The sequence below is a fragment of the Gemmatimonadota bacterium genome, from assembly GCA_016720805.1.
Lineage (GTDB): Bacteria > Gemmatimonadota > Gemmatimonadetes > Gemmatimonadales > GWC2-71-9 > Palsa-1233.
Window position 1 is genome coordinate 426,046 of the sequence record JADKJZ010000001.1, and the last position, 25,738, is coordinate 451,783.

Below are 25,738 nucleotides of genomic sequence, written 5' to 3' on the forward strand. Positions count from 1 at the left end.
GCCATGGTCACCCTGCAGATAGAAGGGGTCCCTGAATCCCTGATCGAACGCCTGACCGCTCTCGCTGTCGCGAACAATCGCAGCGTGAGCGAGGAGGCGGTCGCTGCACTCGAGCAGTGGGTGGAGACGACTGCACTCCTGTCGCTGCTTCGGGATCATCGCGCGCAGCTTCACGTGCCACCGTTGACCGACGAGGAGTTTCGTCGGATGAAGAACTACGGCCGCCGCTAACGCCCCATCCCGTCCCCCCGCGCGCTCGTTCGCGCCGGGGGACGCGCCCCTCCGCCGCCACCTTGCGGCATGCCCACCCTCCTCGCCGACCACGACCGCCCCCGCGAACGCCTCTGGCGCCTCGGCCCCGCCGCCCTCAATGCCCGCGAACTCCTCGCCATCCTCCTCGGCACCGGCTCCGGCGAACACGACGCCCTCGCCACCGCCGAGCAGCTGCTGCACGCCGCCGATGGCGGGCTGCGCCGCTTGGCCGCACGGCCCGGCGCCGAGCTGATGCAGACCGCTGGCGTCGGCGAGGCAAAGGCCGCCCGACTCCTCGCCGCCTTCGAACTCGCCGGTCGACTCGCCCGCGAGGCACGCCCAGCCGCGCCCCGCATCCGCGAACCCGCCGACGTCGCCCGGCTCGTCGGTGACCGGCTCCGCGATCTCCCCGTCGAGGAGTTCCACCTGCTGGCGCTCGACACTCGGTCCCGCGTACTGCGCGACGTTCTCGTCACCCGAGGCCTTCTTGACTCGTCGCTGGTGCATCCGCGCGAGGTCTTCCGCGCGGCGATCGCCGAGGCGGCCGCGGGGATCATCCTGGTGCACAACCACCCGAGTGGCGATCCGACGCCGTCGCCCGAGGATCGCGCGGTGACGCGGCAGCTGGTCGCGGCGGGGCAGCTGCTCGATCTCCCCGTATACGACCATGTCATCATCGCCGGGGATCGGTTCACGAGCTTTGCGACGGCGGGCTTGCTCTAGGGGACGATGATCGATGATCGATGGTCGATGATCGAGGGGGCGGCGAGGGGCGGGCGAGCGGGTTCCGTGTCGCCGAGGCCCCCCCCCCCGGGGGGGGCGCCCGCGGGGGCCCCGGGGCGGGGGGTAGGGGGGGGGGGGGGGGGGGGGGGGGGGGGGGGGGGAGACCGGGGCCCCCCCGGGGGGGGGGGGGGGGGGCGGGGGGGGGGGGGGGGTGGCGCGCGGTTCGGGGCTCGCTGACGCTGCGGTCCGACGTCGCACGCCGGCGGTGCGCCGGCCTGTCGGACGGATGGTCACCCGGCGAGCGACTGGACGGTCCTCGCGTCAACGACCCCGACTCCGCGCCCCTCAACATCACCCCTGGTCTGAAGCGGGCCCGGCACTGGGGGGCCGGACGAGCGGGTTCCGTGTCGTCGAGCCCTCTCCTCCGCCGGACGTGCCGATTGCGGCGCCCCCGGCATGCTGTATAGGGGGCGCCGCGGCGAAGACGCTTGGAACACGCGAGACCGGAGCCCCCAGGTCGGGCCCGCGGCATTGGGGGCCGAGGCCGCGGTGGCGCGCGGTTCGGGGCTCGCTGACGCTGCGGTCCGACGTCGCACGCCGGCGGTGCGCCGGCCTGTCGGACGGATGGTCACCCGGCGAGGCTGGACGGTGGTCAACGACCCCGCCAGCGCCCTGCGACAGGGTACCGAGTGCAGCGACTTCGGAGGCCCCGCCGCCCTGCGGGGGCGGGGAAGAGCGGCAGCCTGGCCCAGCCGCGATCACGCAGGTCCCTCGCTGCGCTCGGGATGACAGTGCCAGTCGTTGACGCCGCGCCCGGGCCCCGCCATTGTCAGGCATGTCCCCGACCCCCGCGGCCGACCTCGCCGACCTCTCGCCGGGCTTCTTCGCCACCCTGGAGAAGCACGCCGACCGGCTCGACATTGCCCTGATCGACCGCGCCCTCCGCTACTCGGCCGCCGCCCACCGCGGCCAGAAACGGATGAGCGGCGAGGACTTCGTCGAGCACTCGATCGCCGTCGCCTCGATCCTCGCCGGGCTGCTCGTCGACACCACCTCGATCTGCGCCGCACTGCTCCACGACGTCGTCGAAGACTCCGACATCACCACCGACGACATCTCGCGCGAGTTCGGCCCCGAAGTCGCCGGCCTGGTCGATGGCCTCACCAAGATCTCCTCGCTCTCGTTCAGGTCATCGGTCGAGGAGCAGTCCGAGAACTACCGCAAGCTGCTGCTGTCGGTGGCGAAGGACGCGCGCGTCATCATCATCAAGCTCGCCGACCGCCTCCACAACATGCGGACACTCGAGCACCTGCAGCCGGCGCGGCGCGAGCGGATCGCCACCGAGACGCGCGAGATCTACGCGCCGCTGGCACACCGCTTCGGCATGGCCAACGTCAAGGCCGAACTCGAGGACCTCGCGTTCAAGTTCCTCGAGCCCGAGGAGTACCAGGCGCTCGCCGTGCAGGTCGCCGCCAAGCGGGCCCAGCGCGAGGAGATGATCGCCGGGCTCCGGACGCCACTCGAGCAGGAACTCCGCCGCGCCGGAATCCAGTGGTCCGACGTCTCCGGCCGGCCGAAGCACCTCTGGTCGATCTACCAGAAGATGAAGAAGCGCGGCAAGCCGTTCGAGGAGATCTATGACCTCATGGCGATGCGCGTCACCGTCCAGACCGTCCCCGAGTGCTATCACGTCCTCGGCGTGATCCACCACCGCTGGACGCCGCTCCAGGAACGGATCAAGGACTACATCGCGAGTCCCAAGTCGAACGGCTACCAGTCGCTGCACACCACGATCTTCGGGCCCAACGGCCAGCTCTTCGAGATCCAGATCCGCACGCAGGAGATGCATCGCACGGCCGAGTACGGCATCGCGGCGCACTGGCTCTACAAGACGCTCAACAGCGGCGAGGAACTCGACCAGCAGCTCGGGTGGTTCCGGCAGCTGATGGAACTCCAGCAGGAGAGCGCGTCGGCCGAGGACTTCCTCGAGTTCCTCAAGGTCGACCTCTACCACGACGAGATCTTCATCTTCACGCCGCAGGGCGACGTGAAGCAGCTGCCGAAGGGCGCCACCGCGATCGACTTCGCCTTCCACGTCCACACCGACGTCGGCTTCCGCACCCAGGGCGCCAAGGTGAATGGTCGGATCGCGCCGCTCCACCGCGAGCTCAAGAACGGCGACACCGTCGAGATCCTCACCTCGCCGCAGGCCAAGCCGTCGCGCGACTGGCTCGCACACGTGCGCACCGGGCGCGCGCGCAGCAAGATCAAGCAGTGGATCCGCCAGGAAGAGGAGTCGGTCTCGTCGCAGCTGGGCCGCGAGATCCTCACCCGAGAACTGAAGCGCCGCCGACTCGAGGCGCCGTCGGCCGAGGCGATGCACCAGGCAGGGATCACCCTCAACCTGATCGATGGCACCGCGCTCGAGGTCTCACTCGGTCGCGGTGACCTCGCCATCGGCCAGGTGATGCGCGCGCTCTTTCCGGACCTGGCGCCCGACGCCTTGCAGGAGAAGCCGGCGACGATCTTCGGCCGCGTCGTCGATCGCTTCCGCCTGGGCCGCGGCATCAAGATCCAGGGCGTCGACGGCCTGATGATCCGCTACGCCCAGTGCTGCCAGCCGGTCCCGGGCGACGAAGTGGTGGGGTACGTGACGCAGGGCCGCGGCATCTCGATCCACCGCGCCGACTGCCCCAACCTCCTCACGCTGGGCGGCGAGGGACGCCGGGTCGAGATCGACTGGCAGGAGCAGAGCGGCGAGACCTTCGCGGTGCGGCTCGTGGTCACCGGTGAGGATCGTCGGGGCCTCTACGCCGACGTGATGCAGGCGATCTCGCAGACCGGCACCAACATCCGTGGCGCCGACCTCCACTCGAAGGACGGCTCGGTCTTCGGCACGATCTTCGTCGAAGTCGACAACCTGCCGCACCTGGCGAAGGTGCTCAAGGCGATCCGGCGGGTGAAGGGAGTGAGTACGGTGGAGCGAAGGGAGGCGCAGGGGCCGTAGGGGTGAACGGTGAACAGTGAGAGGGCGGGCCGATGGCATCGTGAGGAGTGACACGCAGGGGCAGGTGTCACGGTCTGGTTGGCACCACCCAGGTCCCTCCTCGTTCAGGATGACCCCTCACCCCTCACCCCTCACCGCAACACCATCCTCCGACTACTAATCCCCGCACTCCTCCCCACCACCCCATCCGAATTCGCCGGCGGCGCGTTCACGAAGCTGCCGTCGCGGCCGGTGATGCGCAGGATCCCGTCGGCGCCGAAGTCGAGGAAGGCGAAGAGCGGCGTGGTGTAGGGGTGCATTCCGCCCGACCAGAAGTAGCTCGCCGAGTTGATTGTCAGGCAGGGGATCCCGTCGACGCGCTCAAGGCGATCGACGTGGAGGTGGCCGCTGAGGCAACAGGCGACTCGGCCACGCGGATTCACGCGCCCGGCGGCGCGGATCAGGTCGAAGATCTCGCGCTGCTCGTCGGGGAGCGCGTTGTCGGCGCCGCCGATGCCGAGCGGCTGGTGGCCGATGAGGACGACGGGTTCACGGGAGGTGCGCAGCTGTCGGTCGAGCCAGGCGAGCTGTTCGGGGTCGGCGCGATTGAGCTCGCTGCCGGCGTTGAAGTAGTTCCCGTTGGCGTAGGGGAGGACCTTGCCGTCCTTCCGGAAGTTGTTCAAGTCGAGCGCCACGAAGCGCCAGCCGCCGATGACGCTGGCGTGATAGCGCGTTGCCATTCCCCACGCCGCCATCGCCGCCGCCTTGTCGACCTTGTCCATGTCGTGATTGCCGAGGACGGAGTGGCGCGGCAGCGCGATGCGGCGCCACTTCGCCAGCAACGCGTCGGAGCCAGCATCGGAGTAGCAGAAGTCGCCGAGCTGCCAGACCGCGTCGAGGTCCTGGTGTTGGGCGATCGCGTCGAGGAAGGCGTCGAAACGCTCGAGCGCATCGGGAGCGAGGCCGTGATGGAGGTCGGTGATCACCGCGAGGCGCGCGCCCGCACCAGGTGGTGCGCCGACCGGAAGCCGCACGGAAAGCAGCGGGACGGCGCGCGCCGGCGGCGGCGAGGAAGTCGCGGCGGGAGAGCGTCATCGAGGCCTCGGGGAGGGAGCCTGCGCCCAGAATATATTCGGGGCATGCCAACCCTCCTGCTCAAGTCCGAACCCTCCGTCTACTCCTTCGACGACCTCCTCCGCGACGGCCACGCCGTCTGGGACGGCGTCGCGAACGCGCAGGCCCTCATCGTCCTCGCCGGCGCCAAGGTCGGCGACGAGGTCCTGGTCTACCACTCCAACGAGGGGAAGGCGATCGTCGGGCTCGCCAAGGTCACCAAGAAGGCCTATCCCGACCCGAAGCTCGACGACCCGAAGCGGCTGGTGATCGAGATCGCCCCGGTGAAGGCCCTCAAGGCCCCGGTGACACTCGCCGACATCAAGGCGGTCCCCGGGCTGGCCGATCTGGCGCTGGTGAGGCAGAGCAGGCTGAGCTGCATGTCCGTGAGTCGCGAACATCGGAGTCTTCTGAGAGGCCTTGGGGTCAAATAGGATGATGGATGATGGATGATGGATGATCGATGATGGATTCTGAACTGGGGCACCGTCGCCCGAGGAGGTGCCCGGGCCCGGATCGATCATCGACCATCGATGATCGATCATCGATCATCGGCCTCTCCACCGAACATTCCCCGAAGCCGATGTTATATTGGTCCCATGCCCGATTTCGAGGTCCACGCCCCCTTCCAGCCCGCCGGTGACCAGCCGCGCGCCATCGCCGAGCTCACGGCGGGGCTCGTGCGGGGGGACAAATACCAGACCCTGCTGGGGGTGACCGGCAGCGGCAAGACGATGACGCTCGCCAACGTCATCGCCGCGTACCGCAAGCCGACGCTGATCCTCTCGCACAACAAGACGCTCGCCGCGCAGCTCTACGGCGAGATGAAGCAGTTCCTCCCCGGCAACGCGGTGGAGTACTTCGTCTCGTACTACGACTACTACCAGCCCGAAGCGTACGTCCCCTCGACCGACGTCTACATCGAGAAGGACGCCTCGATCAACCAGGACCTCGAGGCGCTGCGGCTCCGCGCCACCTCGTCGCTGATGGAGCGCGAGGACGTGGTGATCGTCTCGACCGTCTCGGCGATCTACGGCCTCGGCGACCCGGCGGCCTACCGCGCGCTGATGGTGAGCATCGCCGTCGGCGAGGAACGCGGCCGCGATGCGATCCTCACCGACCTCGTCGGCATCCAGTACCAGCGCAACGATGCGTCGTTCGAGCCCGGCACCTTCCGGGTGCGTGGCGACACCGTCGAGATCTTCCCGGCCTACGATGAGCAGGCCGTGCGCATCGAGCTCTGGGGTGACCAGGTCGAGAAGATCACCCGCTTCCACCCCGTCTCCGGGAATGCGATATCGCAGCTCGAGCGCTGCGCGATCTATCCGGCGAAGCACTTCGTGACCCAGCGCCCAACCGTCGAGAAGGCCGTCGGCCTGATCCGCGCCGAGCTGCAGGGGCGGCTGCTGGAGCTGCGGTCGGCGGGGAAGCTGCTCGAGGCCCAGCGGCTCGAGTCGCGCACCACCTTCGACATCGAGATGCTGCTCGAGGTCGGGACCTGCGCCGGCATCGAGAACTACTCGCGATTCCTCTCCGGCCGCATGCCCGGCGAGCGCCCCGCCTGCCTCTTCGACTACTTCCCGCCCGAGTTCCTGGTGGTGGTCGACGAGTCGCACGTGTCACTGTCGCAGATCAACGGAATGTTCAACGGCGACCGCGCCCGCAAGACGACGCTCGTGGAATACGGCTTCCGCTTGCCGTCGGCGCTCGACAACCGGCCGCTGATGTTCGACGAGTTTCTCGCGCTCTCGCCGCAGATCATCAACGTCTCCGCGACGCCGGGCGACCTCGAGCTCAAGATGAGCGGCGGCACCATCGTCGAGCAGATCATTCGGCCCACCGGGCTGATCGACCCAGAGATCGACATCCGCCCCGTGCGCGGCCAGGTCGACGACCTCCTCGGCGAGATCCGGAAGCGCGAGGCCGCGGGCGAACGCGTCCTCGTCACCACGCTCACCAAGCGGATGTCGGAGGACCTCGCCGACTACCTGCAACAGGCCGGCGTGCGCGTCCGCTACCTCCACTCCGACATCGACGCGATCGAGCGGGTCGAGATTCTCCGCGGTCTCCGCCTCGGCGAGTTCGACGTCCTGATCGGGATCAACCTGCTCCGCGAAGGACTCGACCTCCCCGAGGTCTCGCTGGTCGCGATTCTCGACGCCGACCAGGAGGGCTTCCTCCGCTCGGACCGCTCGCTGATCCAGACCTGCGGCCGCGCGGCACGGAACATCAACGGCCGCGCCATCCTCTACGCCGATCGGATCACCGGCTCGATGGAGCGGGCGCTCAACGAGATGAGCCGCCGGCGCGAGATCCAGCGCGCGCACAACATCGAGCACAACATCACGCCGATGGGGATCGTGAAGTCGCTCGACGAGGTGCGCCTCTCGACCCACGTCGCCGACCAGCGCAACGAACGCACCGATCGCGCCGACACCCGCGCGGCGCGGAAGGGGGCGCCGGCCGAGCCGCTCGACCTGCACGATCCGGCGCAGCGCGCCGTGGCGATCGCCGCGCTCGAACAGCAGATGCGGCAGGCGGCCGCGAATCTCGAGTTTGAACTCGCGGCGATGCTGCGCGACCAGCTCAACGACCTCCGCGCCGCCGATGCCCCCAACGTCAAGCGCGGCGGCTACCGCGGCGGCCGGCGATGAGCGCGCCCGTCCTCGACCTCGCCGCGCTGGAGGGCGCCGGGCGCGAGCTCGGCGCCACGCTGCCGACCGGGAGCGTGGTCTGGCTTCAGGGTGACCTCGGAGCGGGGAAGACCACGCTCACGCGTGCCATCCTGATCGGCCGCGGCGTCACCACGCCCGGTGCCTCGCCGACATACGCGCTGGTGCACCACCACGAGGGGCCGCGCGGCTCGGTGTATCATCTCGACTGCTACCGATTGCGCCATCCCGATCAGGCGGCGGACCTCGACTGGGAAACGCTCGCCACCGCCGATCTGTTGCTGATCGAATGGCCCGAGCGGGCCGGTGCCTGGGCGCCGCCGCCGACCCATCGCATCCACCTCGGCCATGTGGACGAGCACACGCGCTCGATGGAGGTCACCTGATCACCCTCGCGTTGGATACTGCGACGGACCGCTGCACCGTCGCCGCGACCGATGAGACCCGCGTGGTGGAGCGGCACATCGACGGCGCACGGCAGCATGCGCGGTCGGTGCTCGGACTCATCGACGAACTGCTCGCCGAGCTTGATGCCGCGCCGCGCGACATCCGCCGGATGCTGACGGCCGACGGGCCGGGTTCGTTCACCGGATTGCGCGTCGCGGCGTCCGTGGCGAAAGGAATTGCCTGGGCAGGGCAAGTCGAGTGGCACGTTGCGCCCTCGCTGCTGGTCCGCGCGGCGGCACATGCCCCCGTGAACGGCGGCGTGGTGCTCGCCCTGAGCGATGCACTGCGTGGCGATCTCTACGCGGGTTGCTGGCGCTTCTCGCCCGGCCGCGTCGATCGAGTGGGCGATCCGCCGCGCGCGAGGACACCGGCGTCGCTGGCCGAGTTCGGCACGGTGGACGTCGTGGTGGGCAGTGTGCCGGAACCGTTGCGGGCCGCCGTCGAAGCGGCCACGGGGCGCACGCTGATCTGGGGCGAGGCGGCGTTGCCGTCGGCGCGTGTACTGCTCGCCCTTGATGGCCTCGCGGGCGGAACGCTGCCGGTGACCGATGTGGCGGGATGGGAGCCGGAGTATGGCCGCCCCGCCGAGGCGCAGGCGGTCTGGGAGAAGAAGCATGGACGGCCCCTGCCGTCTCCGCCCAGCATCGCTCGCTGACGTCGCCGCGATCGCCCGGCTCGAGCTCCGCGCCTTCTCCGATGCGTGGACCGAGGCGCAACTGGTCGAGTCGTTGTCAGCCTCCGGTGCGCTCGGCCTCGTGGCGCAGGAAGACGATGACATCATCGTGGGCCACTTGATCGGCCGCACCGTCGTGGACGAGGGAGAGATCCTCACGCTGGCCGTGGCGCCTGAACGCCGGCGGCGCGGCATTGCGGCCGGACTGCTGGTCGAGGCGATGACGATCATGGCAGGGCGGGGAGTCGGCCGTGTCTGGCTGGAGGTGCGTGCCTCCAACGAGCCCGCTCAGGCGCTGTACCGGGAGCATGGCTTTACCCCGGCGGGGCGTCGGCGAGGCTATTATCGTGAGCCGGTGGAGGACGCCCTCGTGCTGCGGCGCGACCTTCCCCTTTCTGCATCACCCGGTCCCCCACTGCCGTGACCGGTACCTTCGACCGGGGATTGGTCGCCTATCCTGCGACCGTTCACCGGAGTGCAATCCTTTCCGTCCGACGCTGGAGCGACGCATGAGCAAGAGTCTCAACAAGGTGATCCTGATCGGCAACCTCGGCGCTGAGCCCGAGCTCCGATCCACGACGGGCGGTGGTCGCGTCGCGACCCTCTCCCTCGCCACGGGCCGGCAGTGGAAGGACGCCAGCGGCCAGAAGCAGGAAAAGACCGCCTGGCACCGGCTGATCGCCTGGAACAACAAGAACGGCCAGCAGCTCGCCGATATCTGCGAGCGCTATTGCAAGAAGGGCGACAAGCTCTACATCGAGGGCGAGATCGACTACCGCTCCTGGGACGACAAGGACGGCACCAAGCGTTACACCACCGAGATCACCGTCCGCGAGCTGATCATGCTCTCCGGGAAGGGTGAGGGCGAGGGTGGCGGTGGGGGCGGCGGGGGCTGGAGCGGTCGGGCCGCGGGCTCCGGCAGCTCGGCGCCGGCGAAGGGCGGAGGGGCCGCCAAGAAGGACGATTCCTTCGATGAGGTCCCCGAGGCGCTGGACGCCGAGGATGACGATCTGCCGTTCTAGGCGGGCACAATGCGAGGGGGGGCCGGGGGGAATCCCCGGTCCCCCCTCCCCGCAAGGCAGGTATCGTACGATACTCCACTCATCTCCTTGTTCCGGAACCGTTTGGCACGCTTCGTGGTGCATAGGCGGCATCTCTACCAGCCCACGCGGAGGACCTTCATGCGGTCACAGCTCGCCCTATTGCTCCTGATGGCCTCGACCCCCCTCGCCGCCCAGCAGCAGCCGCTGTCGTTCCTGCGGAAGAGTGGCGCGGCCGAACAGGACGCGGCATTGACGATTTACAAGGAGCAGCCCTACCAGCCGGTTCGGCCAGGTGAGGTGCGCCAGTCCGGCTTCCTGACCGAGGGTCAGGCGCTCCCCTTCGGCAAGGTCCTCGGCCCCGTCTCTCCGACTCAGGTCCGCTCCTCTTCGACCGCTTCGCTGGCGCTGACCGGGACCCTGATCGGGATTCGGGCACCGGCGGGCGCCACCTACGCCCCGGGCGACACCGTCGTCCTGGCGATCGTGTCGCAGGGGCCGAAGGGGTGGGGCGACATCGTGACCCCGACCGGGCTGGCCCGGGTCGGGACCACCAACGACCGCCAGACCCTCGCCACGGTGATCGCCACGTACGGCCCGATCCGCGATGGTCAGGTGACGCTGCCGATCGAGCCGGTCAAGAATCCGGGCCGAGTGCAGCCGGTCAAGGCGAGCGGTCCCGCCGGCACGATCATCGGTGGCGCGACCACCCGCGAGCTGGAGCAGCCGGGCGGCATCATGTTCTCTGACCTCGGTCGGGAGTCGGGCCTTCGGCCTGGGGACTTCGTGGAAGTCCGCCGCCGTCCGGCGCCGCGGCAGAACACCAGCGACACGATCGACGAGCTGATGGCCACTGGCCAGGTGCTCCGCGTCAATGCCCGCAGCAGCACGATCAAGCTGCTCCGCGTCGTGGCTCCGGGCATCGCCCCGGGCACGCCGGTCGTGCGGGTCGCCACCCTTCCCAACTGAGCCGTGGCCCCCGGCCACGGCTATCTTTCCCCGTCAATTCTTCCCACCCCAACGGCGGGCGCACTTTGCGCCCGCCGCGGAGGCGTTCCATGAGCGGTTCAGTCCTGATCACCGGCGGCGCAGGCTTCATTGGCTCCCACATCGCCGAGGCGTATCTCGCGGGCGGCTGGTCGGTCACCTGTCTCGATGACCTCTCGCGCGGCAAGCAGGACCAGGTGCCGAGCGGGGCGCGCTTCATCAAGGCCGACGTGCGCTCCCCCGAGGCCTTCCAGCTCGTTGCCGACGGCGGCTTCGATGTCGTGATTCACCAGGCCGCGCAGATCGACGTGCGCGTCTCGGTGCATGAGCCCGCACTCGACGCCTCGATCAATCTCGTCGGCTTTGCCAACATTCTCGCTGGTGTTGCCGCGGGCAAGGTCAAGCGCGTGGTGTTCGCTTCGAGCGGTGGCGTGGTGTACGGCGACCCGGCGGTGATTCCGACGCCGGAACCGACCGCCAACCTGCCGATTTCCCCCTATGGCGTCAGCAAGCTCGCCGGTGAGCACTACCTCCGCGTCCTCGGCACGCTGCACGGCTTCGAGGGCGTCGCGCTCCGCTATGCCAACGTCTACGGCCCGCGTCAGGACCCGAAGTCCGAGGCCGGTGTCGTCTCGATCTTCGTCTCGCGCCTGCTGGCCGGCCAGCCGCTGACGATCTTCGGCGACGGGACGCAGACGCGCGACTATGTCTTCGTCCGCGACGTGGCGCGCGCCAACTATCTCGCGGGTTCGGGGTCCGCCCCTGTGTCCCGTGGAGACCGCCTCGACGTCCCCGCCTACAACATTGCCACTGGCCGGGAGACCTCCGTGAATGACCTCGCACATTTTGTCGGCAACGCCATCGGCGTGAAGCCCGTGATCGAATACGCCGAGCCGCGCCTGGGTGAGCTGGCGCGCTCGTGCCTCGACGTCTCGAAGGCGGAGCACGTGCTCGGGTGGACGCCGCAGGTCTCCTTCGACGAAGGGATGAAGGCGCTGGCCGGCTGGTTCGAAGGGACCGTCCGCTGATGGGTGATCAGGCAGCCCCGGCCGCCGGCGGTCTGCTCGATCTGGTGCTCAGCGCCAGCCCCGAGACGACGGTGGTGCTGATCATCTGCGGCATCTGTTCCATCGTCTCGTGGTACGTCATCGGCGCCAAGTGGTGGGAGTTTCGGCGGTTGGGTGCGCAGCGCGTGGCGTTCGATGACGCGATCGGCCGCGCGCGCACCGTCGCCGATCGTGAGCAGGCCGCGACGGCGCTCGGGCGCTCGCCCTACGCCGAGGTGGTGCACACGGCCGGGTCGTACGTGGCCGACCTCCAGGCGGCGATGGCCCGCACCAATGTCACCCGCAGTGGTCTCTCGCTCACGCAGCTCGAGGCGCTCACCATGGCGCTCGACGGCGTGGTGCGTCGCACCGCCGAGCGTGCCGGTCGCCTCATTCCCTGGCTCGCCATCATCGGCGCCACCGCACCATTGCTCGGCCTCTTCGGCACCGTCCTCGGCATCATCAACGCCTTCCAGGGCATCTCGGCCGGCGGGTCGAGCACGATCGCCTCGGTCGGCCCGGGCATTGCCGACGCGCTGGTGGCGACGGCGGCGGGCCTCGGCGCGGCAATCCCGGCCGTCGTGTTCTACAACATCTTCACGGCGCGGCTCGAGCGGGTCGAAGGCGAGCTCGAGCGGACGGCGCAGGAGACGATCGGCGCATTGGGTCGCGAGGGGCTCCTCTAGCATGGCAGGGCTTGGCGGACTCGGGCGCCGGCGCAGGCGCCGCACGCTCAACGCCGAGGTGAACATCATCAACCTCGTCGACGTGGTGCTGGTGCTGTTGATCATCTTCATGGTCACCGCCCCGATGATGCAGGGCGGGATCGAAGTGCGCTTGCCAAAGGCGGCCACCACCCCGATTGCCAATCGCGATGCACTGACGATTTCGGTCACGCGCGACGGGCGGGTGGCGGTCGAGGATCAGGTGCTGACGATGGCAGATTTCCGCCGGATGATTCCGGGCATCGTGCAGCGCAAGGCGCCGAAGGCGATCTACATCCGCGGCGACGCCGATGGCCGCAGCGGTGACTTGGTGACGGTCCTTGGCCTGGTACGGAAGACGGGGATCAGCTCGGTCGGGATCGTGGCGGAGCCCGACGGCCGATGATGGGGTCGCAGCGCGCCGGGCTCGTGGGCACGCTGATGGCGCATGGGGTGCTGGCAGGCCTCGTCTTCGTCACCGTGGGTCGTGCAACGGAGGACGCGCCGCTCGTCTATGCGGTGGACCTGCTGGCGGCACCGTTGCCGTCCGATGCCCCGCGCCGCGCGGCCACCGAGGCGACGCCGACCAACGATCCCGACGTCGCCCCCTCGGTGAAGCCACCCAAAAAGGTGAAGCCCGAACCCGAGAAGCCCAAGCCGAAGCCGATGCCAGGCGTGAAAGAGGAGAAGCCGCTGCCAGTGCGGTCCACCAACACGCCGGCACCGGGTGAGACGCCAAGCACGGGGCGCGATCAGGTCACGGTGAAGCAGGCGGGCTTTCAGGGGGCGTTCCCGGGCTACGTGAACAACATCGTCGAGCAGGTCCGCGTCCGCTGGGCGCAACCGACATTGTCGCGTCCGCTCAAGACCGAAGTCGCCTTCACGATCCTCAAGGACGGCTCGGTCACCGGGATCGAGGTGACCGTGAAGTCCGGCAGCTATGGCTTTGATGCGGCGGCGATGGCGGCGATCGAGGCGGCAGGCAATGCCAAGGCGTTTGGGCCGCTGCCCGCGGCGTTCCCCGGGGACGCGCTCCCCGTGACCTTTTTCTTCACCCCGAAGGGGCCGCAGTGATTCGATCGTTCCGCCTGTTGATGCTGCTTCCGCTGCTGGCGCTGCCCCTCGCCGCGCAGGACGGCGTGCGCACGGGCATTTCCTACGGCCCGCCGGGCGTCCGCCCCGGCATCGTGGTGGCGGCCGCGGCCGGCCTCGATTCGGTGCGCGCCATCATCGAGCGGGATCTCACCTTCTCCGATCGCTTCGAGGTCATTGCCCTGCCCGACAGCAGCACCCGGATCACCGGGGCGTTGCAGGTGGGGATCTACAAGCTCCTCGGCGCGGCGGCGGTGGTCGAACTGCAGCCGGCTCCCGGCGGGATCGAGATCAAGCTGTACGATGCGGCGACCGGCACGGTCACCCAGCAGGGTGTTCGGCCGCTCGATCGGGGTGGCGTGGGTGAGTCCCGCATGGCGATCCATCGGGTCAGCGACGAGGTGGTGACTTGGATCACCGGGGCCAAGGGGATTGCGGCGACCCGGATCCTCTTCAAGCTGGCCAAGTCGAACGGCACCGACGACGGTATTTTCCGGATCGACAGCGACGGGCAGAACATGGTCCGGGTGTCACGTCCCGGCGGGATCACGCTCTCCTCGACGTGGCATCCGGATGGCGTACGGGTCGCCTACACGGAAATGCGCGACCAGGTGGGCACCATCGTCCTCCAGTCGCTGGCGACCGGGAGTCGGGTCACCATCCCCACCACGACGACCAACCAGAACTACTCGGCCGCGATCTCGCCGGATGGGTCCCGGATGGCCTTCACTCGCAGCGGCGAGGACGGGTCGGACATCTTCGAGGTCGATCTGGCGCAGATGTGCTGTGTGCACCGTTTGACGACGGTCGGGAGGCTGGCGGACAACCTCTCGCCCACCTATTCTCCCGACGGGAAACGGATTGCCTTCATCTCGCAACGGGGCGGCCGGCCGGGCCTCTACGTGATGGACGCCGACGGCTCGGGTCAGCAGGCGCTCGTCTTCGAGTCGGACGCTTCCGCGGAGTCCCAGGCACCGGATTGGTCGCCGGATGGTACCAAGATCGTCTTCCACCGCGACCTGGCCGGTGGCCGGCAGATCAACATTCTGGACGTGGCGCGCGGGACCGTGCGCGCCGTGACCAGCAGCGGACGGAACGAGGACCCGAGCTGGGCGCCGGATTCGCGCCACGTGGTCTTCAAGTCCAGCCGCAGTGGGCGCGACCAGCTCTGGGTGCTCGACACCGAGACCTCGGCGTCCCGACAGATTTCCACCCCGGGAGGAGCACGCCTCCCCGCCTGGTCGCCGTCGCTCCGCGCGACGACACCCTGACCCACGAGGATCGCATGTCTCAGCGTACTTTCGTCTCCGCCCTCATGGGCATGGTGCTCCTGACCACCGCCTGCGGGAAGAAGGCCGAACCGGTCACGACGCCGCAGCCGGTCACCCGTCCGACGACCGCCGTCGATTCGGATGCGCGGGCCCGCCAGATCGCCGACTCGATCCGTGCCGCCCAGACGGCTGCCGCCGAGAAGCTCCGCGTCGCCGCGGCCGCTGCCGAGGCCGCCCGCGCTTCGCTGGTGAACGAGATCGCCGAGACGATCCACTTCGACTACAACATGGACGCCATCTCGGCCGACGATCAGGCGCGCCTCGATCGCAAGGCCGCGATTCTCCGCGCCAATCCGGCGCTGAAGATCCGCGTGACGGGCCACGCCGACGAGCGCGGCTCGGATGAGTACAACATCGCGCTCGGCATGCGCCGCGCAGTGGCCGCCAAGGCGTATCTGACGGGGAAGGGGATCGACGCGGGTCGCGTCGAGGTCGCGTCGCTTGGCCGCGAAGTGCCGATCGATGCCGGCTCCAACGAGGCGGCGTGGGCGCGCAACCGGCGTGACGAGTTCGAGATCACTGCCGGTGGCCAGTCACTCGTGAAGCCGAACTGATGCGCACTCGATACGCCGCGCTCTGCCTGCTCGGAGCCGCGGCCTGCGCCACGCCCGGCCAGGTGCGGCGTGTCGAGACGCAGGTCGCCGTGATGCAGCGCAACCAGGAGCGCGCCGATTCGGCGCGCGCCGCGGAGCTTGCCCGCATCATCGCCATGCAGACCCGGGCCATGGATTCCCTGATGGCGGTGACCCGCACGCTCGATCGGGTCGACCGCGGCAGCCGCGAGCAGACCGCCGAATTGCTCGAGGCGCGCAAGCAGATCCTCGCGATTCAGCAACGGATCGATCAGAGTCAGCAGGGCCTGCGCGAACTGCGCGCGCAGCTGGATGCGCGCAGCGAGATGGCGGCGGCGGCGATCAGCATTGGTGATACCGTCGTGAGCACCACGCCGACCACGAGCCCGGTCACCACCCCGGCGCCGGTGGCCGGCGCGCCGAGCGCCGCCGTGCTCTATGCCAATGGGCAGCAGTCGCTGCGGATCAATGCCTTCGGGACGGCACGGAACGCCTTCCGCGAGCTGTTGAAGGCGTACCCGACCTCGAGCTACGCCCCGGACGCGGCGTTCTACATCGGCGACGCCTTTCTCCGCGAGCAGCGGACCGACTCGGCGCAGGTCTCGTTCGGCCGCGTGGTGCGAGAGTTCCCGGCGTCGATGCGGGCCGCCGCCGCACTCTACAAGCTCGGCGTGATGGCGCAGGACCGCGGCGACCTGGCCGCGGCGCGAGGCTACTTCCAGCAGGTGGTCTCGCCGCGGTACCGGGCGGCCGACGAGTACGAGCTGGCGCAGGATCGTCTCAAGACCCTGCCGCTCTAGCCGCCCCGCAGCCCCCGACTCCGACCATGGCCACTTCCACCGGCGAGATGCCGTTCCTCGACCACCTCGAGGAGCTGCGCCAGCGCATCTTCTGGGTGCTCGGCGCGATCGTCGTCGGCGTCGGCCTCGGCCTCTGGCTGGTGCTGCACTTCAATCTCGTCGTCGAACTCGCCAAGCCGATCGCCCCGTACATCCCGGGCGGCAAGCTGACGCTGCACTCACCGACCGAGTCGGTGATGGTGGTGATGAAGCTCGGCATTGCGCTGGGGCTGGTGCTCGCCTCGCCGGTGATCATCTGGCAGCTCTGGGGCTTCCTCTCGCCGGCGCTGTACCAGAAGGAGAAGAAGGCCATCATCCCGACGCTGGTGGCGGGGCTCGGCCTCTTCCTCTGCGGCGCGTGGCTCGGCTGGCGCTACGCCGTGCCGATGACGCTCAAGTTCCTGCTGACCTGGCTCGGCAACGACGCCTTCAACAACCAGATCACCTTCGACTACTACTTCTCCTTCCTGGTCCAGTCGACGCTGGCGCTCGGGCTCTGCTTCGAGTTGCCGCTGGTGATGATCCTGCTCGCGGCGTTCGGCGTGATGGATGCGAAGCGGTACCACGCGATTCGACGCTATGCCGTCGTGGTCTCCTTCATCGCCGGGGCGTTTCTTTCGCCCGGCGCCGACGTCCTGACGATGCTGTTGTATACGGCGCCGCTGCTGATCCTCTACGAGGTCGGCGTCCTCGGTTCTTATCTCGCGCAGCGGAAGGGACGGAAGCGGGTCGCCGAGGCGGCGATGCTCCTGCTGGTGTTGGGTGGATTGCTGGCGACGCCGGCGCGGGCCGCCGGGCAGGTGCCGCGGCCGATCGGCGGCAGCGTGCTCGATGCGCGGCCGCCCGACACGATTCCCCGCGGCAGGGCGCCGGGCGGTCGAGTCGTCGACTCCGCCACGGCCAAGCGCCTCGGCCTCCCGACCGGGCCGGTGCGCAAGTTTCCGGAGCCCGACTCGTTGATGCAGGCCCTCCTCGGTCGGGAGGGCTTTGCCGTGACGCGGTACCTCTCCGACTCGGCACGGATGGTCTCGGACTCGAACTGGATCGACCTGCGGGGCCGGGCGGCCACGGTGCGTGACTCCGCCACGCTCGAGGCCGAGGAGATCCGTTACGACGATGGTCAGGGGATGGTGTTCGCGAAGGGGGAGCCGAAGCTCTTCCAGGGCACCGACATCCTGATCGGACGCACCATCACCTTCGATACCGAGACAGGCGCCGAAAAGGCGATCCTCAGCGACGCGCTGACGTCGTTCGACGAACTCGGCGCCAACTGGTTCGTGCGCGGCAACCTGCAGGTCGATTCGACGGCGAAACGATTGTGGGCCGGGTCCAGCGAGTTCACGACCTGCGACCTGCCGATTGCGCACTACCACTTCGAGGCGCGGCAGGTGAAGTGGGTGGCGCAGTCGGTGCTGGTGGCCCGGCCGGCGGTGCTCTACATCCGCGACGTGCCGGTGATGTGGCTGCCGTTCCTCTTTCAGGACACCAAGGCGGGCCGCCGCTCGGGCATCCTGATTCCGCAATTCGGGCTCAACGACATCGTGCGCCCGTCGCGCAGCTACAATCGGCAGGTCACCAACATCGGCTACTACTGGGCACCGAACGACTACCTCGATGTCACGACGCGACTCGACTGGTATGCCAATCGGTACATCCGCTACGGCGGCGAGCTGCGCTATCGCTGGCTCGATCGGTTCCTGCGCGGCGGCCTCGGCGTCGACCAGACGCGACAGAGCGACGGCACAACCGCGCTCTCGGCGCACTGGGACCACCAGCAGATGTTCAGCGCCGCCACGTCGCTCAACCTGAGCGCCAACTACGTCAGCGACACGCGGGTGGTGCAGAGCAACTCCGTCGATCCGCTGCAGAGCACCCAGCAGATCAGCAGCGACGCCAACTTCACGCGTCGCTTTCGCTGGGGCACCGTGAACATCGGCGCCACGCGCCGGCAGACGGTTAGCGACGGCAGCGGCTCGATGACGTTGCCCAGTCTGGCGATCACGCCGGCGCAGCTCCGGCTCGGGCCGGCGACCTGGTCGCCGACGCTGTCGTTCACGAACGTCACGACGTTCAAGCAGCCGATCCCAACGGTGCCATTGCTCGGTCCGGGCAATCTCGATTCGCTGGTGCGCACCGGCTCCACTCGCACCACCAACCTGGCCATCGCCACACCGTTCAACATCGCCGGCTTCAACTGGCGCAACAACGTGAAGGTGTTCGACCAGGTTCAGCGCTCCCGTCGGGTCATCGGCGCGCTGGTTCCTGATCTCGAGACGCCGGACCCGAACGATTCGGTGCGGATCACCACCATTCGCGGCGGCGACTATTACGGCGGGATCGACTGGGAAACCGGCATCGATCTCCGGCAGCTGTTCAAGGGCACCTGGAACCTGACGCCGTCGATCGGGATCACCAACGTGACGAACGGGCCGCTGCTGGTGCGGACGCCGGGGAGCAACGGCCAGTGGGTGATGCAGGGGAAGAAGCCGCAGTTCGCGCTGCAGTCGATCCCGGTCTTCTACGGCTTCCTCAACAAGGGTTTCGGGCCGGTCGCGCGGACCAGGTACAAGTTTGCGCCGAGTCTCTCGATGCAGTATTCGCCGGCGGCGGCGCTCTCGCAGGACTACATCGACGCCCTTGCCGGGAGTGGGATCACGGGGCTTCGGGCCAAGACGCCGGCGACGACACTCGCGTCGATCTCGCTGTCGCAGAACATCGAAGTGAAGCTGAAGCGCTCGGCCGCCGATTCCGCCGCCGCCGATACCACCGGCGGGAAGCTCGCCTCCGCGAGCGCCACGCCGGAGCGTCAACCGATCTCCGTCCTGACGCTGACGACCTCCTCGATCGGCTACGACTTCGAGCAGGCGAAGGAACCGGGGCGGACAGGCTGGGTCACGCCGGCGTTGACGAATTCGCTGCAGAGTCAGTTGGTGCCGGGCTTCCAGCTCTCGTTGACGCACGACCTCTGGAAGGGGCGGGTCGGCTACGACACCGCGACCTTCGAACCCTTCCTGTCGAACGTGCAGGCCAACCTGGCGCTCTCGTCCTCGACCTTTCGATCGATCGGCGCGCTCTTCGGCCTCGCCTCCAAGGGGCCGACGCGAACCAATGCACCGCCACCGCTGACGCCGGTCGGCCCGCGCCGCTTCCGGCCGGGGGCGTTCTCCTCGTTCGACGCCGCGGCGCCGACGGGCGGGCGCGGGCTGACCGCGTCGCTCACCTGGTCCCTCTCGCGGCAGCGCCCCACCGGCGGCGCCACCGTCGTCGATCCGGTCAACCCGAACGACCCCTTCGGGAGCATCCCGATCGTCCTCCCGGGGCTCTCCACGACCCAGAGCAGCATCGGCCTCAACACCTCGTTCTCGCCGACCACCTTCTGGAGCGTGACCTGGTCGACGCAGTACAACGCCACCCTGGGACGGTTCGAGTCGCAACAGGTCCAGTTGACCCGTGACCTCCACGACTGGCGCGCCCAGTTCAATTTCGTGAAGAACGCCAACGGCAACTACGCCCTCTATTTCTCGGTCTTCCTGCTCTCCCTGCCGGACCTGAAATTCGACTACAACCAGACGACCCTCCGGCCGTGAGCCGCCCCGCGCGCGCTACCGCTCGGTGCCACGCAACCGATACTGCCTCGGAGCCCGTGGACGGCCCGATGACGGCCCGTGGCGCTTGCCCAGAGCCCATGCGGGGCCTACTCTTCAAGCGTAAGTCCCGTCGCCACTTGGCCCACTCCCTCACCCCGGTCGACCATGACGCTTGACAAGCTCAAAGTCGCTGCGCGCCAGCACGAACAGCGCGAGGAATGGCGCGAGGCGATCGAGCTGTACCGTCAGGCTGCCCGGGAGGGTGCCGGCGAGTCCGAGGGCGAGGACCCGTCGCTCTACAATCGCATCGGCGACCTTGAGCATCGCCTCGGCAACATCGCCGCGGCGTGTCAGGCGTGGGAGCAGGCGGCCTCGCGGTACGGCGAGCACGGCCTCACCAATAATGCCATCGCGCTCTGCAACAAGATCCTGCGACTCGAGCCGAGCCGGATCCGCACCTACCTCGACCTCGCGACCTACCAGGCGCGGAAGCGAATGCTGTTCGACGTGCGCGCCAATCTGACGGCATATCGTGATCGGATGACGACGGTCGGACAGGGTGACGAATCCCGCGAGTCGCTCGAGCGCTTCGGGGCGACGTTCGGTGGCTGGCGCGAACTGCGCAAGGTGATGGACGAACTGCTCGGGCGCGACGCGGCCGAGGGCGATGAGGGGACCGGCACCTTCGGCGGAAGCGAGGGTGGACAGGGCCTGATCTTCATCGATACCGGGCCGGTGGAATTCGAGCGGGCATCCGAAGTCGCACCTCCCGCCAGCCTCCAGCTTGAATCGACCGTGCTCGGTGGGGTGGAGATCGAACGTCCGAGCGATGGTGATGCGCTCGCTGGCCTGGAGTCGAGCAGCGTCGACGCGCCCGACCACCGCCCCGGCCCCGAAGGGACGATGGCGGGGTTGCTCGACGTCGATCGGATGGCGGCGGAGATGGGGGAGCAGGCGCAGGTCGAGGGGTTCGATGGCGGCCGTCCCGAGTCCGCGGCCACGCCGGACAACGCCGTGCGCCTCGATGGGCTGGAGCAGAGCGAGTTCGTCGCGCCGACGGAGGCAATCGCGCCGTCGCCCGATGCGGCGGCGCTCAGCGACGTGGTCTTCATCGACATTGGTGGGGTCGTGCCGGCCCATGCGCCGGAAACGGAGGCTGCCCCCGCGCCGGTGGCGCCGCCGGACGCCGACCCCAATGATCCACTCGGCCAGCGCGTCACCGCGGCGGCGCTGTTCGAGTACGGCGACCGGGCGCGCGGCATCGTCGCGCTCGAACGCGCACTCGAGCTCTACGTCGAACGCGACGAACCACTGCACGCCTGGCAGGTGTCCGGCGAACTCATTCAGGCCGAACCGCAGTCGATCAATCGCTACCAGGCGCGCGTCGAAGTGGCAGCGAAGATGAAGGACACGCCGAAGCTGTGCGAGGCCTATCAGGCACTCGGCGAAGCACTGGTGCGTGCCGGGAGCGAGGAGAAGGCGATCGCCGTCTGGCGCCGTCTGCTCGAGCTCGATGAGTTGAATCCCGCCGCACGCGCCGCCCTGCGCGCGATGGTCCCCGAGGGGAGCACGCCGGTGGTACCGGAAGGCTTCGTCGACTTCGGCGCGATGGTCATCGACGACGCCGGGCCGCGCAGCACCCGGATGCGCACCGAGACCACGGGAATCTCTGCCGACGAGGACGAGACCTTCCGTGAGGCGCTCGCCGAATTCAAGCGGGCGCTCGACCAGAATCTCCCGATGGAAGACCATCAGGCGCACTACGACCTCGGCATCGCCTTCAAGGAGATGGGGCTGCTCGAGGAGGCCATCGGCGAGTTCCAGAAGGCCATGCGCTCCAACGAAGGGCGGCTGCGCACGGCGGAAGCGCTGGGTGCCACCTTCCTCGAGAAGGGGATGCCTCCGGTGGCGGAGGCCGTGCTGCGCAGCGTCGAGCGCGGCCCTGAGGATGATGCCGAGAAGATCGGCGTGCTCTACTGGCTGGGGCGCGCCCTCGAGGCGCAAGGGAAGGGCGAGGTGGCGCGCGGCTTCTACGAGCGCGTGCTGGCGGTCGAGGTGAGCTTCATGGACGCGACCGAGCGGATCATCCGGATTGCGGCGGAGCCTTCGGCGTGACCGTCCCGCAGCTGGGCCCCACCTCGCTCACCGATCTGCAGGCGCCGGTGCAGGGCCGCCTCGACGACGTCTCGGCCGAGATGCGCCGGATGATCGAGGAGGACTTCCCGCTCATCAGCGAAGTCAATCAGCACCTGCTGCGGATGCGCGGGAAGATGTTCCGCCCGACGCTGGTGCTGCTCGCCGACCAGGCCACCGGGGGGCCGACCGAACGGGCGGCCACCTTCGCTGCGGTGATCGAGGTGATCCACCTCGCGACCCTGGTACACGACGACTCGGTCGACCACTCCACGCTGCGCCGCGGCATGCCGACGATCAACGCCCTGTTCTCGCATCAGGTGTCGGTGATCATGGGCGACTTCCTCTACTCGCGCGCGGTCGTGGAGCTGGTGCGATTGGGGAATCTCGACGCCCTGCGGATCCTCTCGCGCGTCACCACCGAGATGACGGTCGGCGAGATGCGGCAGCTGCTGGCGGACGACCCGCTGTCGTTCGGCGAGCCGGAGTATGACCTCCTGATCAAGGCGAAGACCGCCTCGCTCATGTCCGGGGCGTGCGAAGTCGGCGCCCTTGAGGCCCCGCTGGTCCAGCGTCGTGCGCTGGCGTCCTTCGGGGAGAAGCTCGGGATGATCTTCCAGATCACCGACGACCTGCTCGATTACACCGCCGATGAGACCACCACCGGCAAGCCGTCGGGACTCGACCTCCATGAGCACAAGGTCACCCTTCCGCTCATCTACGCGATTCCCAGGCTCTCCCCAGTCGAGCGGGCCGAGCTGGAGGCGCTGATGCGCGATCCGACCCCGAGCGACGACGCCATCGCCAGCGTGGTGGCGTCGGTGCGAGCGCATGGCGGCCTCGACTACGCGCGGGATCGCGCCCAGCGACTCATCCTCGAGGCCGAGGAGGAACTCGCGTTGCTTCCTGATACGCCTGCACGTGACATCCTCCGAGCCTCGCTCGGCTACGTTCTCGAACGGAGGCGCTGATGGCGTCCGGACCTCGTCGGCCTCGGTTCTATCTCGGCGTCCTCGCGGCCGGATTCGTCACCGGCGGCCTGCTCTCGGCGCTGCTGGAGCGGTTCCTCCCGGAAAGCGCCGCCCGCAGCTTCTTCACCACGGCCGTCACCCCCTCCCTGGGGCCTGTGTCCGTGGATCTCCTCGTGGTATCGTTCACCATTGGCCCCATGGGGCTGCATGTGACGGTTCTGAGCCTGATTGGCGTCGCGATGGCGTACTACGGAGCTCGATCCCTCTTCTGACCCGGAGTAGGCGATGTTCGGCAATCTTGGCTTCATGGAGATCATGATCATCATGGGCGTCGTGCTCCTGTTCTTCGGGGCGAAGCGCCTCCCCGAGATCGGGTCGTCCATGGGACGCGGCATTCGGGAATTTCAGCGCTCGTTCAAGGACACGCAGGACGCCGTCTTGAACGTGCCGCCGGCCTCGGACGACCGGACCCCGAAGCGGATGATCGACGCCACCGACGACATCCCGGCGGGCGGCGAGCCGAAGCGGCTGTCGCAGTAAGCCGCGCAGTTTCCCACCACGCGAAACGGGCCCCCGAGTCGATGACTCGGGGGCCCGTTTCCTCTTCCGTCAGCGAGTCAGTCGATCAGGGACCCGTCGCACCGGGCTGCGCGATCGGCGCCGTGGCCTCGATCTGCGCGTTGGTCTTGAAGAGGGCGTCGCGCTTGTCGACCACCTTCGCCGCCTTGCGGAGCGACGCCAGGTACTGGCGAATCCGCTCCTGCCGCATCCCCTGGATCGCATCGGCGCGCAGCTGGTCCTTCCCGGTCACGAAGGCGAGCGAGTCCGCGGGCAGGCGCTGGATCATCTGCACCACGTAGAGGCCTTCGTCGGTCTGGATGACGTCGGACGTCTGGCCGTCACGCAGCCCGAAGATGGCACCGACCAGCTTGGCGTTGCTGATCGGCGGGGAGACCCGGGCGAAGGCAGGGAACTCGCGATTCGACAGGCCCAGGGCCTTCGACGCCTCGGGCAACGGCGTGCCAGCCTTGACCCGTGCGATCAACTCGTTCGCGATCGCCTTGGCCTTCTCGTCCTTCTTGTCCTCGCGGGCCTGCCGCTCCACCGTGCCGCGAATCTGCTGCAGCGTCGGTGTCCCGGCCTCGGCGATCGAGTCGAGGCGGAAGACGTAGAACGCCGTCTCCCCTTCGATGACCGGTGAGGTCTCGCCCTGCTTGGCGCGCATGGACCACGCGCCGGCATCCGGGATCACGTACGGCCCGAGGAGCACCCGGCCCCCCTGCTGCACGGCGCCGGTCTGGCCGATCGGCAGGCGGAGCACCCGCGCCACCGTGTCGAGCGCGGCCGGATCGAGATGCTCCGCGCCCAGGCGCTCGAGCGAATCGGCCATGGCGTCGACCTGGTCGCGGTGGGTGCCGGCCAGCTCGAAGGGAATCAGGATGTGCCGCGCGGTCGCCGAATCGGCGGTGCGCTTGGAGACCTCGATCAGGTGATACCCGAACGACGTCTTGACCGGCTGGCTCAGCGTGTTGAGCGGCAACGAGAAGGCGGCGGTGTCGAACGGCGCCACCATCGTCCCCTTCGCGAAGGTGCCGAGCTCGCCGCCATTGGCCGCGCTGCCGTCGCTCGACTCGCGTCGCGCGACTTCGGCGAACGGGGCGCCGCCGACCAGCTCGGCGCGGATCGCGGTGACCCGCGCGAGCGCGGCCGCCGAGTCCGAGGCATCCAGGTTGCGGGGCACCGACACGAAGCTCATGAAGGCGGAGCGCGGACGCTCGAACTCCTTCTTGTGTGCGGCGTAATAGGCCTCGACTTCGGCGGGCGTGACGCTGACCGCCGTGTCCGAGATCAGGCTCTGGCCGATGATCGCCGTCAGCGAGATCTTGGCGAGTTCCTTCTGGTCGCGGTAGCGCTCCCAGAGGGCGGGGTCGGAGAGGTAGGCGTCGGCCGTGATCGCGACCAGCAGCTTCCGCCGCATCAACTCTTCGCGATAGCGCGCCTCGAGCTGCGGGATGAACTGCTGTCCGACCGGCGACGCCAGCCACCGCTGGTACTTCGACATGTCGAACTTGCCGTTGGTCTGGAAGTCCGGGGCAGTCTGCACCTCGTCGGGCGGGACGTTGCGGAGCACGTCCGCGACCTCGTCCGCCGTGACGGTGATGTTGCGGCGCTCGATCTCGCTGGTCAGCGAGACGTTCTGGATCAGCTGCTCCCAGACGTCGTCACGGACCTTCTCGAGTTCGTCCATCCCGAGGCTGCCACCCTGCTGGGTGACGGCGTTCTGGACCGCGGCCGAATACAGGCGCGACTCGATCTTCTGACCGTTGACCGAGCCGACGGAGGTGTTCGTCATGAACCCGCCCGACCCGGTGATGCCGCTGAGGTCGACGATCATCCAGATGAGGAAGGTGATCGTGATCAGCAGGACGACCGGCTTGGCGGCGTTGCGGAAGGCTTGCATCATAGGCGGTCAACCAGCTCCGGACTGAGAAGGAAACAGCCCGCAAAGCTAGGGTGGCGAGGGGGGAACCTCAAGCCGGGGGTCGCCTTGACACCGCCACCGGGGACGC

The 25,738-nt window shown here is 68.6% G+C and carries 24 protein-coding genes; 22 read left to right on the forward strand and 2 right to left on the reverse strand.

Annotation, left to right across the window (positions count from 1 at the left end; all coding sequences use genetic code 11):
• The first annotated feature begins 3 nt into the window (after positions 1-3).
• The 3 genes from IPP98_01995 (at position 4) to IPP98_02005 (ending at position 3,982) form a co-directional block, all read left to right on the forward strand.
• Positions 4-231 carry a hypothetical protein gene (locus IPP98_01995; GenBank protein MBL0177884.1) on the forward strand — a complete coding sequence of 76 codons (228 nt, stop codon included), beginning with the start codon at positions 4-6 and terminating at the stop codon, positions 229-231.
• A gap of 69 nt (positions 232-300) precedes the next feature.
• Positions 301-975: a DNA repair protein RadC gene (gene radC / locus IPP98_02000; protein ID MBL0177885.1), complete on the forward strand. Its 675-nt coding sequence runs from the start codon at positions 301-303 to the stop codon at positions 973-975.
• Positions 976-1,810: 835 nt separating this feature from the next.
• Complete coding sequence (locus tag IPP98_02005) at positions 1,811-3,982, forward strand: bifunctional (p)ppGpp synthetase/guanosine-3',5'-bis(diphosphate) 3'-pyrophosphohydrolase (GenBank protein MBL0177886.1); 2,172 nt, start codon at positions 1,811-1,813, stop codon at positions 3,980-3,982.
• Positions 3,983-4,113: 131 nt separating this feature from the next.
• Here the strand turns inward: IPP98_02005 and IPP98_02010 are convergent, their stop codons facing one another.
• On the reverse strand, positions 4,114-4,995 hold the full coding sequence (locus IPP98_02010) for a metallophosphoesterase (protein ID MBL0177887.1): 882 nt from the start codon (positions 4,993-4,995) through the stop codon (positions 4,114-4,116).
• A 105-nt stretch (positions 4,996-5,100) separates the two neighbouring features.
• On the opposite strand from IPP98_02010, the gene IPP98_02015 reads away from it, so the two are divergent.
• The 19 genes from IPP98_02015 (at position 5,101) to IPP98_02105 (ending at position 23,708) form a co-directional block, all read left to right on the forward strand.
• Positions 5,101-5,508, forward strand: a complete 408-nt coding sequence (locus tag IPP98_02015) for an EVE domain-containing protein (GenBank protein ID MBL0177888.1) — start codon at positions 5,101-5,103, stop codon at positions 5,506-5,508.
• 165 nt (positions 5,509-5,673) lie between these two features.
• Entirely contained in the window at positions 5,674-7,728 is a 2,055-nt protein-coding gene (gene uvrB, locus IPP98_02020) for an excinuclease ABC subunit UvrB (protein MBL0177889.1), read from the forward strand.
• On the forward strand, positions 7,725-8,132 hold the full coding sequence (gene tsaE / locus IPP98_02025; protein ID MBL0177890.1) for a tRNA (adenosine(37)-N6)-threonylcarbamoyltransferase complex ATPase subunit type 1 TsaE: 408 nt from the start codon (positions 7,725-7,727) through the stop codon (positions 8,130-8,132). Before uvrB ends, tsaE begins: the two co-directional genes overlap by 4 nt.
• A gap of 11 nt (positions 8,133-8,143) precedes the next feature.
• Complete coding sequence (gene tsaB, locus IPP98_02030) at positions 8,144-8,848, forward strand: tRNA (adenosine(37)-N6)-threonylcarbamoyltransferase complex dimerization subunit type 1 TsaB (protein MBL0177891.1); 705 nt, start codon at positions 8,144-8,146, stop codon at positions 8,846-8,848.
• Positions 8,808-9,290, forward strand: coding sequence for a ribosomal protein S18-alanine N-acetyltransferase (gene rimI / locus IPP98_02035; GenBank protein ID MBL0177892.1), 483 nt, complete (start codon positions 8,808-8,810; stop codon positions 9,288-9,290). The genes tsaB and rimI overlap by 41 nt, the downstream gene beginning before the upstream one ends.
• Positions 9,291-9,375: 85 nt before the next feature.
• A complete protein-coding gene (gene ssb, locus IPP98_02040) occupies positions 9,376-9,888 on the forward strand; it encodes a single-stranded DNA-binding protein (GenBank protein MBL0177893.1) in 513 nt (170 codons plus the stop codon).
• A gap of 159 nt (positions 9,889-10,047) precedes the next feature.
• Positions 10,048-10,875 (forward strand): hypothetical protein, encoded by an 828-nt coding sequence (locus tag IPP98_02045; GenBank protein MBL0177894.1) that lies wholly within the window; start codon positions 10,048-10,050, stop codon positions 10,873-10,875.
• 89 nt (positions 10,876-10,964) lie between these two features.
• A complete protein-coding gene (locus IPP98_02050) occupies positions 10,965-11,921 on the forward strand; it encodes an NAD-dependent epimerase/dehydratase family protein (GenBank protein ID MBL0177895.1) in 957 nt (318 codons plus the stop codon).
• A 299-nt stretch (positions 11,922-12,220) separates the two neighbouring features.
• Positions 12,221-12,625: a MotA/TolQ/ExbB proton channel family protein gene (locus IPP98_02055; protein ID MBL0177896.1), complete on the forward strand. Its 405-nt coding sequence runs from the start codon at positions 12,221-12,223 to the stop codon at positions 12,623-12,625.
• 1 nt (position 12,626) lies between these two features.
• Positions 12,627-13,049: a biopolymer transporter ExbD gene (locus IPP98_02060; GenBank protein MBL0177897.1), complete on the forward strand. Its 423-nt coding sequence runs from the start codon at positions 12,627-12,629 to the stop codon at positions 13,047-13,049.
• Positions 13,046-13,717, forward strand: coding sequence for a TonB family protein (locus IPP98_02065; GenBank protein MBL0177898.1), 672 nt, complete (start codon positions 13,046-13,048; stop codon positions 13,715-13,717). Before IPP98_02060 ends, IPP98_02065 begins: the two co-directional genes overlap by 4 nt.
• Entirely contained in the window at positions 13,714-15,006 is a 1,293-nt protein-coding gene (locus IPP98_02070) for a PD40 domain-containing protein (GenBank protein ID MBL0177899.1), read from the forward strand. Before IPP98_02065 ends, IPP98_02070 begins: the two co-directional genes overlap by 4 nt.
• Positions 15,007-15,020: 14 nt before the next feature.
• Positions 15,021-15,620, forward strand: coding sequence for an OmpA family protein (locus IPP98_02075; GenBank protein ID MBL0177900.1), 600 nt, complete (start codon positions 15,021-15,023; stop codon positions 15,618-15,620).
• Positions 15,620-16,438, forward strand: coding sequence for an outer membrane protein assembly factor BamD (bamD, locus tag IPP98_02080; protein MBL0177901.1), 819 nt, complete (start codon positions 15,620-15,622; stop codon positions 16,436-16,438). Before IPP98_02075 ends, bamD begins: the two co-directional genes overlap by 1 nt.
• Before the next feature lie 26 nt (positions 16,439-16,464).
• Positions 16,465-20,064 (forward strand): twin-arginine translocase subunit TatC, encoded by a 3,600-nt coding sequence (gene tatC / locus IPP98_02085; protein MBL0177902.1) that lies wholly within the window; start codon positions 16,465-16,467, stop codon positions 20,062-20,064.
• Positions 20,065-20,229: 165 nt separating this feature from the next.
• The gene (locus IPP98_02090; GenBank protein MBL0177903.1) at positions 20,230-22,179 is read left to right on the forward strand and encodes a tetratricopeptide repeat protein; all 1,950 of its coding nucleotides are present in this window, start codon (positions 20,230-20,232) and stop codon (positions 22,177-22,179) included.
• A complete protein-coding gene (locus IPP98_02095) occupies positions 22,176-23,168 on the forward strand; it encodes a polyprenyl synthetase family protein (GenBank protein ID MBL0177904.1) in 993 nt (330 codons plus the stop codon). The genes IPP98_02090 and IPP98_02095 overlap by 4 nt, the downstream gene beginning before the upstream one ends.
• On the forward strand, positions 23,168-23,440 hold the full coding sequence (locus tag IPP98_02100) for a DUF4321 domain-containing protein (GenBank protein MBL0177905.1): 273 nt from the start codon (positions 23,168-23,170) through the stop codon (positions 23,438-23,440). Before IPP98_02095 ends, IPP98_02100 begins: the two co-directional genes overlap by 1 nt.
• 13 nt (positions 23,441-23,453) lie before the next feature.
• Positions 23,454-23,708, forward strand: a complete 255-nt coding sequence (locus IPP98_02105; protein ID MBL0177906.1) for a twin-arginine translocase TatA/TatE family subunit — start codon at positions 23,454-23,456, stop codon at positions 23,706-23,708.
• An 85-nt stretch (positions 23,709-23,793) separates the two neighbouring features.
• On the opposite strand, the gene IPP98_02110 is transcribed toward IPP98_02105, so the two are convergent.
• On the reverse strand, positions 23,794-25,632 hold the full coding sequence (locus tag IPP98_02110) for a peptidyl-prolyl cis-trans isomerase (GenBank protein ID MBL0177907.1): 1,839 nt from the start codon (positions 25,630-25,632) through the stop codon (positions 23,794-23,796).
• Between the last annotated feature and the right edge of the window lie 106 nt (positions 25,633-25,738).

Bases quoted from the DNA above. Each gene is read 5' to 3' on its own strand.
- IPP98_01995 (MBL0177884.1), top strand. From the start codon at position 4: ATGGTCACCCTGCAGATAGAAGGGGTCCCTGAATCCCTGATCGAACGC.
- radC (MBL0177885.1), top strand. From the start codon at position 301: ATGCCCACCCTCCTCGCCGACCACGACCGCCCCCGCGAACGCCTCTGG.
- IPP98_02005 (MBL0177886.1), top strand. From the start codon at position 1,811: ATGTCCCCGACCCCCGCGGCCGACCTCGCCGACCTCTCGCCGGGCTTC.
- IPP98_02015 (MBL0177888.1), top strand. From the start codon at position 5,101: ATGCCAACCCTCCTGCTCAAGTCCGAACCCTCCGTCTACTCCTTCGAC.
- uvrB (MBL0177889.1), top strand. From the start codon at position 5,674: ATGCCCGATTTCGAGGTCCACGCCCCCTTCCAGCCCGCCGGTGACCAG.
- tsaE (MBL0177890.1), top strand. From the start codon at position 7,725: ATGAGCGCGCCCGTCCTCGACCTCGCCGCGCTGGAGGGCGCCGGGCGC.
- rimI (MBL0177892.1), top strand. From the start codon at position 8,808: ATGGACGGCCCCTGCCGTCTCCGCCCAGCATCGCTCGCTGACGTCGCC.
- ssb (MBL0177893.1), top strand. From the start codon at position 9,376: ATGAGCAAGAGTCTCAACAAGGTGATCCTGATCGGCAACCTCGGCGCT.
- IPP98_02045 (MBL0177894.1), top strand. From the start codon at position 10,048: ATGCGGTCACAGCTCGCCCTATTGCTCCTGATGGCCTCGACCCCCCTC.
- IPP98_02050 (MBL0177895.1), top strand. From the start codon at position 10,965: ATGAGCGGTTCAGTCCTGATCACCGGCGGCGCAGGCTTCATTGGCTCC.
- IPP98_02055 (MBL0177896.1), top strand. From the start codon at position 12,221: ATGGCCCGCACCAATGTCACCCGCAGTGGTCTCTCGCTCACGCAGCTC.
- IPP98_02060 (MBL0177897.1), top strand. From the start codon at position 12,627: ATGGCAGGGCTTGGCGGACTCGGGCGCCGGCGCAGGCGCCGCACGCTC.
- IPP98_02065 (MBL0177898.1), top strand. From the start codon at position 13,046: ATGATGGGGTCGCAGCGCGCCGGGCTCGTGGGCACGCTGATGGCGCAT.
- IPP98_02075 (MBL0177900.1), top strand. From the start codon at position 15,021: ATGTCTCAGCGTACTTTCGTCTCCGCCCTCATGGGCATGGTGCTCCTG.
- bamD (MBL0177901.1), top strand. From the start codon at position 15,620: ATGCGCACTCGATACGCCGCGCTCTGCCTGCTCGGAGCCGCGGCCTGC.
- tatC (MBL0177902.1), top strand. From the start codon at position 16,465: ATGGCCACTTCCACCGGCGAGATGCCGTTCCTCGACCACCTCGAGGAG.
- IPP98_02090 (MBL0177903.1), top strand. From the start codon at position 20,230: ATGACGCTTGACAAGCTCAAAGTCGCTGCGCGCCAGCACGAACAGCGC.
- IPP98_02100 (MBL0177905.1), top strand. From the start codon at position 23,168: ATGGCGTCCGGACCTCGTCGGCCTCGGTTCTATCTCGGCGTCCTCGCG.
- IPP98_02105 (MBL0177906.1), top strand. From the start codon at position 23,454: ATGTTCGGCAATCTTGGCTTCATGGAGATCATGATCATCATGGGCGTC.
- IPP98_02110 (MBL0177907.1), bottom strand. From the start codon at position 25,632: ATGATGCAAGCCTTCCGCAACGCCGCCAAGCCGGTCGTCCTGCTGATC.